This is a genomic window from Erwinia sp. B116 (assembly GCF_002865965.1).
Classification (GTDB): domain Bacteria; phylum Pseudomonadota; class Gammaproteobacteria; order Enterobacterales; family Enterobacteriaceae; genus Erwinia.
Genome location: NZ_JRZZ01000004.1, coordinates 245,087 through 257,499, shown reverse-complemented (window position 1 = coordinate 257,499; position 12,413 = coordinate 245,087). Strand labels below are relative to the sequence as shown.

Sequence of the window (12,413 nt, the reverse complement as noted above, 5' to 3'; positions counted from 1 at the left end):
GGCGGCCTCGCGCAGCTGATTATGGGTAACGCGGTGCCGGGGCTGGTGCTGGGCATTCTGATCGGCAAAGGCGTGGAAGAGAGCGGCTGGACGCGGGTCACCAAAGTGATGATGGTGGCAATCGTGCTGCTGTTCGTGCTCAGCGGCTTCTTCCGCGGATTTGACATGAAGCTGCTGGAGTCCTTCCGCCTCGGCGTGCCCGGCTGGCTGGATATGATCCACAACACCCTGAGCGGTAAGTAAGAGGAGCAGGTATGGAAGAGTCAAAAAGCGGTTTCTGGTACGCCGACTGGTCGTTCCCGATCTTTGTCGGCCTGCTCTCATCCGGGGTGTTTGCCGGTACGCACATGTACTACGTCTACGGGCTTGGCGCGTTTAACGAAGTGGCATTTGTCTCGATGCTGCGTGCGGGGATGGAGACCGGCGTCTACGGCGCGGTGGCCGCCTTTGGAGCCAGCTTCCTGTTTGCGCGCATTATCGAAGGTTCGCTGGTCGGCATTCTGGATATCGGCGGCGCGATCCAGACCGGGGTCGGCCTTGGCGTACCGGCGCTGCTGCTGGGTGCCGGGATCGTCTTCCCGGTCGCCAACTTTGCCGCATCGCTGGCCACCGGCCTGGCGGTCGGGCTGGCGATCGGTTACCTGATTATCCTCGCGCGTAAGTTCACCATCAGCAACAGCGACTCCACCTACGGCGCCGACGTGATGATGGGGGCGGGTAACGCTTCCGGGCGTTTCCTCGGCCCGCTGATTATCCTGTCGGCGATGAGCGCCTCGATCCCGATCGGCCTCGGATCGCTGGCCGGATCGCTGCTGTTCTATCTGTGGAACAAACCGATTACCGGTGGGGCGATCCTCGGCGCGATGGCGCTGGGCGCGCTGTTCCCGATCTCGCTGTAACGCTGTCGTGCGGCGGCTCCGGCCGCCGCGCAGAGGAGAACACCATGTTTGATTTGATTATCCGCCGCGCCCGGCTCAGCGACGGCAGCCTGAGCGATATCGCCGTGCGTGAGGACAAAATTGCCGCCGTGGGCAGCGTGGCGGGCGACGCGCGGCGCGAGTGGGACCTGGCCGGGCGGGTGTGGCTGAGCGCCGGCTGGATCGACAGCCACGTGCACTGTTACCCGAAATCGCCGATCTACCACGACGAGGCGGATCGCATCGGCGTTGCCACCGGGGTGACCACGGTGATCGACGCCGGCAGCACCGGCGCTGACCAGGTCGATGACTTTTATCAGCTGACCCGCGGCTGCGACACCCGGGTGCTGGCGCTGCTGAATATCGCCCGCAGCGGCATTGAGACCCAGAACGAACTGGCCGATATGTCGCGTATCGACGGTGCGGCGGTGCAGGCCGCGCTGCGGCGGCTGCCGCAGTTTATCGTCGGCCTGAAGGCGCGCATCAGCAGCAGCGTGGTGGAGAGTAACGGCATCAGGCCGCTGGAGCGTGCCAAAACGCTCCAGCAGGAGAACGGCGGGCTGCCGCTGATGGTGCATATCGGCAACGCGCCGCCGGATCTGGATCAGATTGCCGGTCTGCTCGGGCGCGGCGACATCATCACCCACTGCTACAACGGCAAACCCAACCGCATTCTGACGCCGGCGGGCGAGCTGCGCGCCTCGGTACAACAGGCGCTGGCGCGCGGCGTGCGGCTGGACGTGGGCCACGGCAGTGCCAGCTTCAGCTTTGCGGTGGCGCAGGCGGCGATCGCCCGCGGCATCCTGCCGCACACCATCAGCTCCGATATTTACTGCCGCAACCGTCTGCACGGGCCGGTGCGTAGCCTGGCACACGTGATGTCGAAATTTCTCAACATCGGCATGACGCTGCCGCAGGTGATCGACTGCGTCACCGCCCATGCCGCTGACGGGCTGAGGCTGCAGGGCCGCGGCCGGCTGCAGCCGGGCATGGACGCCGATCTGACCCTTTTCGATCTGCGTTCTGAACCCTGCCTGTTTACCGACGCCGACGGCGAGATGCTGAACGGCGAGCGGCAGCTGGTGCCGCTCGCCGCCGTGGTCGGCGGGCAGATCTTTTTCACCGAACAAGGGGAGCACAGCCATGACTTCTGTTTATGAACAATACGGCTTAAAGCCGGTGATTAACGCCTCCGGACGCATGACGATCCTCGGGGTATCTACCCCGGGCGCGGCGGTGGTGGAGGCGGTTAATGACGGCCTCAGCCACTACTTTGAGATGAAAGACCTGGTGGACAAAACCGGCGCGTACATTGCCGGGCTGCTCGGTTGTGAAGATGCGCTGGTGGTCTCCTGCGCCTCGGCCGGCATTGCCCAGTCGGTGGCGGCGGTCATCGCCCGCGACGACGACTGGCTGCTCGACAACCTGCACAGCGCGCCGCTCAGCGTGCCGCATGAGATCGTGCTGCCGAAAGGCCACAACGTCAATTTCGGTGCCCCGGTGGGCACCATGGTGGCGCTGGGCGGCGGACGGCTGGTGGAAGCGGGCTACGCCAACGAATGCTCCCCTGCGCAGCTGGCCGCCGCGGTGACCGCCAGCACGGCGGCGATCCTCTATATCAAGTCGCACCACTGCGTGCAGAAAAGCCATCTCAGCGTGGCGCAGGCGGCAACGGTGGCGCGCGAGCACGGCGTGCCGCTGATCGTCGATGCCGCCGCCGAAGAGGATCTGCAGGCGTACTACGCCGCAGGGGCCGATCTGGTGATCTACAGCGGGGCCAAAGCGATCGAGGGGCCGACCAGCGGGCTGGTGGTCGGACGGCAGCAGCCTGTTGCCTGGGTGAAACGTCAGTCGCAGGGCATTGGCCGGGCGATGAAGGTCGGTAAAGAGGGCATTCTCGGCCTGACCCGGGCGGTGGAAGAGTACCTGCAGCAGGAGAAGGCCAGTGGCGCAGCAATGGTGGAAAAAATGACGCCGTTTATTGCGCAGCTTAACGATTTGCACGGCGTGCAGGCGCGGGTGGTGTGGGACAGCGCCGGGCGTGATATCGCCCGCACCGAAATTCATCTGGATGAGGCGGCCATCGGCCGCAGCACCGCGTCATTGGTCCAGGCGCTAAAACAGGGCCGCCCGGCGATCTACTTCCGTGGCTACAAGGCCAACGAAGGCATCGTCGAAGTGGACGTGCGCAGCGTCAGCAGCGAACAGCTGCAAACGCTGTATCTTGCTATCGCTTCACTGTTAAACGGAGAAACCCAGGGATGAAACTGAGCCCCAATTTTTACCGTAATCGCGTCTGCCTGAACGTGCTGGCCGCCTCGCACCAGAACGCCCGCGAGGTATGGGAAGCGGCGGAGGGCTACGTGCTGGTCGGCGTACTGTCAAAAAACTACCCCAGCGTACACGCCGCGGTGTCGGACATGCGCGAGTACGCGCGGCTGACCGATAACGCGCTGTCGGTCGGGCTGGGCGCGGGCGATCCTAAGCAGTCGGCGATGGTCAGTGAAATTGCTGCCCTGGTGCAGCCGCAGCACGTCAACCAGGTGTTCACCGGCGTCGGCACCAGCCGGGCGCTGCTCGGCCAGCAGCAGACGCTGGTCAACGGGCTAATCTCCCCCAGCGGGCGGCCGGGCTGGGTCAACGTGGCCACCGGGCCGCTCAGCGCGCAGGCCGAACCGGCGTTGGTGCCGGTGGCCAGCGCCATCGCCATGCTGCGCGATATGGGCGGCAGCTCGGTGAAGTACTATCCGATGGGCGGCACGGCACGGCTGGATGAGTTCAGTGAAGTGGCGCGCGCCTGTGCGCAGCAGGATTTCTGGCTGGAGCCGACCGGCGGCATCGATCTGGCCAACTACGCCACCATTATGCAGATCGCGCTGGATGCCGGCGTCAGTAAAATCGTCCCGCATATCTACAGCTCGATCATTGACCAGGAAACCGGCCTGACCCGGCCGCAGGACGTGGCTGAACTGCTGAGGGTGACGCAGCAGCTGCTGAAGTAAGCCGCCCGTCAGGTGCCTGCCGGGAGAGAGGCTGTTGTTTCCTCTGGCATCTGACAATGACTAGCGGTGGATGATTGCCGGCAATGGCTGCTGGGGGTAACGACGATGACTGGCGGCGGTATCCGGCAATGGCCGTTGGTGGTATCTGATGATGACTGACGGCGGTATCCGGCGATGGCCGTCGGTGGTATCTGACGATGACTGACGGCGGTATCCGGCAATGGCCGTTAGTGGTATCTGATGATGACTGACGGCGGTATCCGACTATCGCGGTCGGCGATACCTGGCGGTGCGCGGAGCGTGGCAGATCGCGTTTTAAGGATTTGCCACTATTTTCTCGGCGCGAATAAAGTTAGGCTGCCTTTCTCCTTCGTCTTCAACCCGCGTGGCACACTGGAAAAAGCACATCGTGAGATTCCCTAATCAACGTCTGGCCCGGCTGTTTGCCCTGCTGCAAAACGAGCCGCTGCCGCAGGATGAGCTGGCGCGGCGGCTGGCCGTCTCCACCCGCACCGTGCGCACCGATATCGCCGCGCTGAACCAGCTGATGGCCGATCACGGTGCCAGCCTGCAGCTCAATCGCGGCAGCGGCTATCAGCTGCAGATCGACGATGAGCGCCGTTTCCATGCGATGCTGCAAACCGCCGCGCCCGCTGCCGGCACGCCGCGCACCTCGGCCGACCGCGTGCTGCAGCTGTTGCTGCGTTTTCTCACCTCCGCCTTTGCGCTGAAGCTGGAAGATCTGGCCTGTGAGTGGTTCGTCAGCCGCAATACGCTGCAGGGGGATATGGCGGAGGTGCGCGAGTGGCTGGGCCGCTATGAGCTGACGATTGAGAGCCGGCCGCGTTTCGGCATGAAGCTGTTCGGCCCTGAGCGGGCGATCCGCAGCGGCCTGACCGATCTGCTCTATCAGCACAGCAGCGCCGGGCCCTTACCGCCGACGCTGAGCGCGGCGCTCGACGACCAACGGCTGGCAGCCGTGCAGCCGCTGCTGCACCAGGCGTTGCTGCACTCCGGACTTAGGGTCAGCGATGACGGTGAGCGCTACCTGCGGCTCTACTGTGCGCTGGCGGTACAGCGGCTGGCGGCGGGTTGCCCGTTAAACGAGGCGATTGCCACCGAGGTGGATGATGACGTGCAGCAGGCGGCACGTCAGCTTGCCGCGCTGCTGCAGCCGCTGGCGGGCAGGGTGCTGCCCGCCGCCGAAGAGGCCTGGCTGCGGGTGCAGCTGGCGGCGCGACGCATCGGCGAGCTTGCCGCCGGGACGATCGGTGCCGATGACGATGAGCTGCTGGTCGACTATCTGCTGCGCTACATCAACGAGCGCTATAACTTTGCCCTGCAGCACGACCGGCAGCTGCGCGCCGATCTGCTGACCCACGTTAAAACCCTGATCACCCGCCTGCGTTATCAGATCGCCATTCCGAATCCGCTGCTCGACAACATCAAGCAGCACTACCCGCTGGCGTACGACATTACGCTGTCGGCGGTGACCAGCTGGAGTAAACATACCCCTTACCGCGTCAGCGAGAATGAGGTCGGTTTTCTGGTGCTGCATATTGGCGTCGGGCTTGAGCGCCACTATCAGGTCGGCTATCAGCGTCAGCCGCAGGTGATGCTGGTCTGCGACAGCGGCAACTCCACCCTGCGCATGCTGCAGGCGATGCTGCTGCGGCACTATCCGCAGCTGGTGGTACAGGAGATGATCACCTGGCGCGATTATGAACAGCTGACGACGGTGGAGGCGGATTTTGTGGTCTCTACCGTGCGGCTGGAGGAGAAAGAGAAGCCGGTGGTGGTGGTCGATCCGTTCCCCAGCGACTATCAGCTGGAGCAGCTGGGCAAGCTGGCGCTGCTGGATCGCACCCGCCCCTGGATGCTGGAGAAATACTTCTCAGAACGGCACTTCCTGCGGCTGGAGCAGCCCGTTGCGCGCAGCGAGCTGTTTCGCCAGCTGTGCGATCGGCTGCAGCAGGATGGGGTGGTGGATACGGCCTTTTACCCCTCAGTGGAGGAGCGCGAAGCCATCGTCAGCACGCTGCTCGGTGAGGGCATCGCGCTGCCGCACGCGCTGGGGCTGCAGGCGCAGCGTAGCTGCGTCTATACCGTGCTGGCCCCGCAGGGGATCGCCTGGGGTGACGAGACGGCCTATGTGATCTTCCTGCTGGCGATCAGCAAGGAGGACTATGAGCAGGCGATGGCGATCTACGAGCTGTTTGTCACCTTTGTCCGCGAACGCGCCACGCTGCGGCTGCGCGACTGTGCCGACTTTGCCAGCTTTAAGACGGTAGCGATGGAGTGCTTAAGCCGGCTGTAAGCCCGGCAGATCGGCTTACGGGGCCAGCCGCTGCCGGCCCCGGGAGGATTATTTCAGAATGGTGAAGGCGGTGGTGACGTGCTTCACGCCGCTGACGCGGCTGGCGATATCGGCCGCGGCTTTGGCTTCTTCACTGGTCACCAGGCCCAGCAGGAACACCTCACCGTTCTCGGTGGTCACCTTCACGTTAGAAGATTTCACCTGGTCGCTGCCCAGCAGCTGCGAACGCACCTTGGTGGTGATCCAGGTATCGGACGAGGCGGTGCCGAAGCTGGCCTTATTGCCGGTACGGATCTCGTTATAGACCTCGGTCGCGCCATCGACGCCAACGGCGATCTGTTTGGCACGGCTGGACAGCTCGGCGTTCGGCGACTGGCCGGTCAGCAGCACTTTGCCCTGATAGGCGGTGGCGACGATGCGGGCGTTCTGTTTGATCTGCTCATCTTTCGACAAGGCGTTGGTCACGCGCAGCTCCAGCGTGCCGTCATCAACCTGGGTGCCAACGGAGCGCGGGTCGGTCGCGCTTTTGGTGGCGACGGCCGCGCTGCCAACCACGGCCGCCACGCAGCCCTGCAACAGTAGCGCGGTCAGAATCACGGCACCGGCAGATAATATTTTCATTTGATCTCCTTAAACATCCTGGTGGGGGAACAAGGTGTTGTCGATTAAATCGCACAGGCAGTTCACGGTTAACATATGCATCTCCTGAATCCTGGCACTGCGGTGCGAAGGAATGCGGATCTCCACGTCCTGTGGCCCGAGCAGGCCCGCCAGCTCGCCGCCATCGTGGCCGGTCAGGGCAATAATGGTCATATCACGGGTGACCGCGGCTTCCACGGCTTTCACAATATCGCGACTGTTGCCGCGGGTTGAGATCGCCAGCAGGATATCGCCGGCGTGGCCGAAGGCGCGCACCTGCTTGGCATAGACCTCATCATGCAGGCGATCGTTCCCTATCGCCGTTAACAACACGTTATCGGCGCTCAGCGCGATCGCCGGCAGGCTCGGGCGCTCGCTTTCAAAACGGTTAATCAGGCTGGCAGCAAAATGCTGGGCATTGGCGCTGGAGGTTCCGTTGCCACAGCTCAGGATTTTGTTGCCATTCAGCAGCGACTGCACCAGGGTCATCGCCGCGCGGGAGATGGCGTCTGGCAGGGCCTCTGCGGCCGCAATCTGGGTTTGGATACTTTCGGTAAAGCAGACTTTAATTCTTTCCAGCACAGTGTTCACCTGGTTAATTGGGCCCGTGAATTCAGGCTCTTATTCCGCCGTAAAGGCATTCGCCAGCCATTCGACCTGTTCACCGGTGATGGCAACCACGTCAAAACGACAGCTGGCGCTGGTAAAACTCAGCCCGCGCCCGTGCAGCCACAGCGCCGCGGCCTTCAGCAGCTTGAGCTGCTTGCTGCGGGTGACGCTGGCCGCCGCGCCGCCGAAGCGGTCTGAGCGGCGATAGCGCACCTCGACAAAGACCCAACACTGCTTATCCCGCATGATCAGGTCAATCTCACCGCTGCGGTAGCGCACGTTGGCGGCGACGAAGCGCAGCCCTGCCTCTTCCAGCAGGCGGCGCGCCTGACGTTCCCGCGCCGCGCCCTGCTGCTGCCGGGTCAGGACACCGGCACCACCTGCCCCTGACGATACTGGTTCCATATTAACTTCCTGTTAATCACGCAATCCTGGCTGGCGCTCAGCGTACCGGTGTTGCCTTTGAGCTGGAAGCCCGGCAACTGGCGCATTTCGCTGAAGTGGTTGGCCAGCGTCCAGGCATCAATGCCCATCGCGTACAGCCGCACCAGCGAGTAATCGTTGTTAAAGTTCCTTGCCGCCTGCTGCATCAGCGCCGGGTTAGCGCCGGACAACAGCGGAATATCGCTGTACTGCAGGCCATCCATCTCCAGACGATAGTCCGGGCCGGCACCGGCCTGATTGCTGCGCGAGCTGGCGTACAGACCCACATTATCACGACTGCTGACGCGCATGGCGATCATCGGTTTAATCAGCGCCAGTTCGTCCGGGGTGGCGATGATATAGACCGAGTCGACGCTGCTGCTGCTATTGCTGCCGCCGTCGGTAACCGGGCCTGGCTGGGTCAGCCCCTGCGGTGCCGGCAGGGTCAGGCCGGCGACGCTGACCGCCTGGGTCGGTTCAGGCTGAACGTCAATCGGGGTGCCGCTCAGGCGGATACCCGCGCCGCTGTTGATCCCCTGTTTCAGCTCGGCGCTCGAGCCAAACTGCTGCTGCAGGACGGTGGCGCCGCCCAGCTTCTGCCATTCGCGGCTGAAGGCCACCTTAACCCGATCGCCGAGACCGCTGCGCGGTACCAGCAGCAGCGGGGCGCGTTTGCCCTGGTCCCACATATGATGGGCGGCATCGCGCGCTTCGTCTTCAGGAGAAAGCGCAAAATAGCAAAGATTCGGACGGTTCTGGATGGTGCCCGGCTCGTTCAGCGCCAGCACGTTCAGCGGCGTCTGGCTGTTTGCCAGATCTTCCACCTGGTTTTTCAGCAGCGGGCCGACCACCAGCGTGGCGCCGTCGGTCTGCGCCTGGCTCAGCAGCGGGGCCACCGGCTGGCTGCCGGTGTCATAAACCTGTAGCTGGGTGCTGGAGGAAGGCGCGGCCACGCTGCTGCCTGCCTGTGGATTAGCGGGCGCGTTGCCGCTATTGCCTGCGGTCTGAAGCGCACCGCCCGCTGCGGCAGTCGTGTCACCGTTAGCGGATTGCGCGCTGCCGTCCACCGGTGCGGCGGACGGGCTGACCACCGCACCGGCATCAGCGGCAGCGGGTTGGGCATCTGCTGCCTGCACCGGGGCCTGCGCCTGCGGCGCGGTGCTCTGCGCCAGCAGGCCGTTTTTCGCGTCGTTAAAACCCTTCTGAATGGCGCTGGCAAACACCTGCGCCTGGCCGCTCAGCGGCAGCAGCAGGGCGATTTTGCCGGTGGAGGCCGGCTGATAATTCTGCACCTGGCTCAATGCGGAAGGCAGCATTTTTGCCGCCGGGTTGTAAGGGTAACGGGTCTGCCAGTCGCTGATGCCGGCTTTCAGCATATCCGGATCGCTGCTGTTGGCGCGGTAAACGCCCAGCAGATCCAGCCAGCCCTGCAGCACGTTCTCATTGGCGTTGATGGTCAGAGTATTCATCTGTTGCTGGCTCAGCTGCGTCAGCGCCTGCCAGGTGGCATCAATATTTTTCTGCTTGTCCGCCGGACTGCCAAGCAGCGGCTCCTGGGCGATATAGGCCCGCAGCAGATCCAGCGACGGCTGCCCCTGGCCTGCGGCGATCTGCAGCTGGTAATAGCGCGCCAGCTGATCTTTCGACAGCGCCGACGGATCGATCTGCTTCAGCTGTGCGGCGGCGGCCTGGCTGTTTTGCTGTGCGGTGCTCAGCTGAGCGCGCAGCAGCAGCACTTCCTGGCTCTGGGTGCTGCTTAGCTGCTGCGGCAGCTGTGACAGCTGATCGTTAGCGACGGGCAGCTTGCCTTCGTTCAGCAATGCTCTGATTGCGAGTAATTGCCAGTTAACCTTGTTATCATCTGCACTTTGCTGCATCTGCTGCAGGTAATAGTCTGAGGTGCCGGTGGCCGCGCCCTGGACATCCGCCGGGGGCGTTTGCGGGGTGTTACCGGTACAACCGGCAAAAATCAGTGCTGCCAGCAGCAGCGGGGCAATGCGCCCGGCTTTGCTGTGAATTACTTTCGAAGGAAGCATACTGTATCCAGTGATGTTTTTTTTCAAGATGCTCAATATTAAATCGGCAATTCGGATCAAACAATGAAACAACACGATCGGGCAGAGATTTCTGCCAGCACGCTCTATATCGTTCCCACACCGATTGGTAACCTGGGCGATATCACCCAGCGGGCCCTGGCGGTGCTGGCAGGCGTCGACCTGATCGCAGCGGAAGATACACGTCATACCGGGCTGTTGCTACAACATTTCGCCATCAATGCGCGGCTGTTCGCACTGCACGATCATAATGAACAGCAGAAGGCGGAGACGCTGCTGGCGAAGCTGCAGGACGGTCAAAGCATAGCGCTGGTTTCCGATGCCGGCACGCCGCTGATCAACGATCCGGGCTATCACCTGGTGCGCCTGTGCCGTGAAGCCGGCATCCGAGTGGTGCCGCTGCCGGGTGCCTGTGCGGCGATTACCGCGCTCAGCGCGTCCGGGCTGCCCTCGGATCGCTTCTGCTATGAAGGCTTCCTGCCAGCCAAAAGCAAAGGCCGTTGTGATGCGCTGCGCGCCGTGCTGGAAGAGCCACGCACGCTGATTTTTTATGAGTCGACCCACCGCCTGCTCGACAGCCTGCAGGATATGGTCCAGGTGCTGGGCGCTGAACGCTACGTGGTGCTGGCGCGGGAAATTACCAAAACCTGGGAGTCGATTCATGGTGCGCCGGTGGGCGAGCTGCTGGCGTGGGTGCAGGAGGATGAGAACCGCCGCAAGGGCGAGATGGTGCTGATCGTCGAAGGCTTCCACGCCGAAGAGGAGGCGCTGCCGCAGGAGGCGCTGCGCACGCTGGCGCTGCTGCAGACCGAGCTGCCGCTGAAAAAAGCGGCAGCGCTGACCGCCGAAATCCACGGCGTGAAGAAAAATGCCCTGTATAAGTACGCGCTTGACCAGCAGGGTGAGTGACAAGCCACAGAAAACCCTATACACTGCGCGCCGAAGCTGACCAGACAGTCGCCGCTTTGTTGCCGTCCCCTTCGGGGAGACAGACAAAGGGGAGGAAAGTCCGGGCTCCATAGGGCAGGGTGCCAGGTAACGCCTGGGGGGCGCAAGCCCACGACCAGTGCAACAGAGAGCAAACCGCCGATGGCCCGTGTAAACGGGATCAGGTAAGGGTGAAAGGGTGCGGTAAGAGCGCACCGCGCGGCTGGTAACAGTTCGCGGCACGGTAAACTCCACCCGGAGCAAGGCCAAATAGGGGTTCACAAGGTACGGCCCGTACTGAACCCGGGTAGGCTGCTTGAGCCAGTGAGCGATTGCTGGCCTAGATGAATGACTGTCCACGACAGAACCCGGCTTACCGGTCAGCTTCAACTCATTCAGTATAAAAACCCGCTTCGGCGGGTTTTTTGCTTTTCCGCCGGATGAATGACTGTCCACGACACTCTTCATGAAAGAAGGTGGTCAGTCGTTATTGACTGCATTTTCAGAGAAAACCTATCTTCAGCAGAGGATTTCCTTCGCGAGATACTGCACAGATTATTAATGTAACCGCCACTTTTCATTAATGTCTTGCGATGCCTCTTCAGGTTATGAAGTCTGCCGGCAGAACAGGCTTGCCCCCCTCAACTTACGCATTAGTATTGCTCTGAAAGCCCCCTTCATCAGAGAGAACGGCGGATATGGATATCAGAAATATTGCCAGGCAAACCCTCAACGTAGCCAATTCGGTATTCATCCGGCTTGGCTACGCCATTCACGTGCGCCGGTTTACCATTGAGGATATGGCCTGGTGTATCCACTTGAGTCGTAGTCAACCTGAGGAACGTCAGTTGCCCTGGGATACCAGCGGGGCGGCGTTAACTGACGCGAATGCGTTTAATTTTAGCTTCTCATTAGTCGATGCAGAGAACAAACCTGCTGCTGCTTGTTTTACTCGATTTTGCCCGCCTGATGGGCCGCCTCCAGCCATGTTGAATATAGATATGGTGCAAAATTTTCACCTGCGGGATTCAGTTCTGGATGGAAATACGTTTAGCTTTGTTCTGCTGGTTGCCACTTTGTTTATGGCGGAGACCGATTGCAGCGGCCTGCGTTTGATCTCGCCGATTAACGAGCAGGTGGCGAGTTACTACATCGATCAACACGGATTCAAAGATATTTCAGGGAATAAGCTCATTCTGTATCGCGAAGCGGATGCGCTTTTTCGCTGGTTGCAGCAGGGCACAGATAAGCATTGTGACTGACTGAAAAACGAGCAATAATCTGAGCGTAATCATAACAGGAGGTTATATGGCATCGCAGATTCGTACAGAGGAAACAATGTCTGCTAAACCTTACAGGGTGCATGCTCGCATGCTCAGGCTCAACGGCGAGCTGACAGAAAGAGTCTTCACTTCTGATGAGATTGATCGGCTCACCCCGCCAGGGAAACCGATCACGGCTTCTCGTGAGGAGGTTCTTGCTGTAATTTTTCAGGCTGCAAAAAATCTTACCCATTCCTGAGGCG

13 protein-coding genes and 1 other RNA gene are annotated in these 12,413 nt (G+C 61.8%); 10 read left to right on the top strand and 4 right to left on the bottom strand.

What is annotated here, in order from left to right:
- The 6 genes from NV64_RS05340 to NV64_RS05315 form a co-directional block, all read left to right on the top strand.
- Nucleotides 1-243: DUF4311 domain-containing protein (locus NV64_RS05340; RefSeq protein ID WP_146005450.1), on the top strand; the 243-nt coding region annotated here is incomplete at its 5' end.
- 11 nt (nt 244-254) lie between these two features.
- Nucleotides 255-899, top strand: a complete 645-nt coding sequence (locus NV64_RS05335) for a DUF4310 family protein (protein ID WP_056235513.1) — start codon at nt 255-257, stop codon at nt 897-899.
- Between the two features lie 44 nt (nt 900-943).
- Entirely contained in the window at nt 944-2,077 is a 1,134-nt protein-coding gene (locus NV64_RS05330; protein WP_056235516.1) for an amidohydrolase/deacetylase family metallohydrolase, read from the top strand.
- Nucleotides 2,061-3,182: a DgaE family pyridoxal phosphate-dependent ammonia lyase gene (locus tag NV64_RS05325; RefSeq protein ID WP_101505473.1), complete on the top strand. Its 1,122-nt coding sequence runs from the start codon at nt 2,061-2,063 to the stop codon at nt 3,180-3,182. The genes NV64_RS05330 and NV64_RS05325 overlap by 17 nt, the downstream gene beginning before the upstream one ends.
- Nucleotides 3,179-3,919, top strand: a complete 741-nt coding sequence (locus NV64_RS05320; RefSeq protein WP_101505472.1) for a KDGP aldolase family protein — start codon at nt 3,179-3,181, stop codon at nt 3,917-3,919. Before NV64_RS05325 ends, NV64_RS05320 begins: the two co-directional genes overlap by 4 nt.
- A 409-nt stretch (nt 3,920-4,328) precedes the next feature.
- The gene (locus NV64_RS05315) at nt 4,329-6,236 is read left to right on the top strand and encodes a transcription antiterminator (protein ID WP_101505471.1); all 1,908 of its coding nucleotides are present in this window, start codon (nt 4,329-4,331) and stop codon (nt 6,234-6,236) included.
- Between the two features lie 48 nt (nt 6,237-6,284).
- On the opposite strand, the gene dolP is transcribed toward NV64_RS05315, so the two are convergent.
- From dolP to NV64_RS05295, 4 genes are read right to left on the bottom strand one after another with little or no spacing between them, the layout of a single operon-like run.
- On the bottom strand, nt 6,285-6,857 hold the full coding sequence (gene dolP / locus NV64_RS05310; RefSeq protein WP_056235527.1) for a division/outer membrane stress-associated lipid-binding lipoprotein: 573 nt from the start codon (nt 6,855-6,857) through the stop codon (nt 6,285-6,287).
- 9 nt (nt 6,858-6,866) lie between these two features.
- On the bottom strand, nt 6,867-7,457 hold the full coding sequence (diaA, locus tag NV64_RS05305; RefSeq protein WP_101505470.1) for a DnaA initiator-associating protein DiaA: 591 nt from the start codon (nt 7,455-7,457) through the stop codon (nt 6,867-6,869).
- Between the two features lie 39 nt (nt 7,458-7,496).
- Nucleotides 7,497-7,889, bottom strand: a complete 393-nt coding sequence (locus tag NV64_RS05300) for a YraN family protein (RefSeq protein ID WP_056235531.1) — start codon at nt 7,887-7,889, stop codon at nt 7,497-7,499.
- On the bottom strand, nt 7,847-9,943 hold the full coding sequence (locus NV64_RS05295) for a penicillin-binding protein activator (RefSeq protein WP_101505469.1): 2,097 nt from the start codon (nt 9,941-9,943) through the stop codon (nt 7,847-7,849). The genes NV64_RS05300 and NV64_RS05295 overlap by 43 nt, the downstream gene beginning before the upstream one ends.
- A 63-nt stretch (nt 9,944-10,006) precedes the next feature.
- Between NV64_RS05295 and rsmI the strand changes: the two genes are divergently transcribed.
- The 4 genes from rsmI (at nt 10,007) to NV64_RS23365 (ending at nt 12,409) form a co-directional block, all read left to right on the top strand.
- Nucleotides 10,007-10,870 (top strand): 16S rRNA (cytidine(1402)-2'-O)-methyltransferase, encoded by an 864-nt coding sequence (gene rsmI / locus NV64_RS05290; RefSeq protein WP_101505468.1) that lies wholly within the window; start codon nt 10,007-10,009, stop codon nt 10,868-10,870.
- A 32-nt stretch (nt 10,871-10,902) separates the two neighbouring features.
- Nucleotides 10,903-11,280: RNase P RNA component class A (gene rnpB / locus NV64_RS05285), an RNA gene on the top strand.
- A gap of 306 nt (nt 11,281-11,586) precedes the next feature.
- On the top strand, nt 11,587-12,150 hold the full coding sequence (locus tag NV64_RS05280; RefSeq protein ID WP_056235539.1) for a hypothetical protein: 564 nt from the start codon (nt 11,587-11,589) through the stop codon (nt 12,148-12,150).
- Nucleotides 12,151-12,196: 46 nt separating this feature from the next.
- The gene (locus NV64_RS23365; RefSeq protein ID WP_056235542.1) at nt 12,197-12,409 is read left to right on the top strand and encodes a hypothetical protein; all 213 of its coding nucleotides are present in this window, start codon (nt 12,197-12,199) and stop codon (nt 12,407-12,409) included.
- Nucleotides 12,410-12,413 lie beyond the last annotated feature (4 nt).

Coding starts and splice junctions, on each gene's coding strand:
- NV64_RS05335 (WP_056235513.1), top strand. CDS start 255: ATGGAAGAGTCAAAAAGCGGTTTCTGGTACGCCGACTGGTCGTTCCCG.
- NV64_RS05330 (WP_056235516.1), top strand. CDS start 944: ATGTTTGATTTGATTATCCGCCGCGCCCGGCTCAGCGACGGCAGCCTG.
- NV64_RS05325 (WP_101505473.1), top strand. CDS start 2,061: ATGACTTCTGTTTATGAACAATACGGCTTAAAGCCGGTGATTAACGCC.
- NV64_RS05320 (WP_101505472.1), top strand. CDS start 3,179: ATGAAACTGAGCCCCAATTTTTACCGTAATCGCGTCTGCCTGAACGTG.
- dolP (WP_056235527.1), bottom strand. CDS start 6,857: ATGAAAATATTATCTGCCGGTGCCGTGATTCTGACCGCGCTACTGTTG.
- NV64_RS05300 (WP_056235531.1), bottom strand. CDS start 7,889: ATGGAACCAGTATCGTCAGGGGCAGGTGGTGCCGGTGTCCTGACCCGG.
- NV64_RS05295 (WP_101505469.1), bottom strand. CDS start 9,943: ATGCTTCCTTCGAAAGTAATTCACAGCAAAGCCGGGCGCATTGCCCCG.
- rsmI (WP_101505468.1), top strand. CDS start 10,007: ATGAAACAACACGATCGGGCAGAGATTTCTGCCAGCACGCTCTATATC.
- NV64_RS05280 (WP_056235539.1), top strand. CDS start 11,587: ATGGATATCAGAAATATTGCCAGGCAAACCCTCAACGTAGCCAATTCG.
- NV64_RS23365 (WP_056235542.1), top strand. CDS start 12,197: ATGGCATCGCAGATTCGTACAGAGGAAACAATGTCTGCTAAACCTTAC.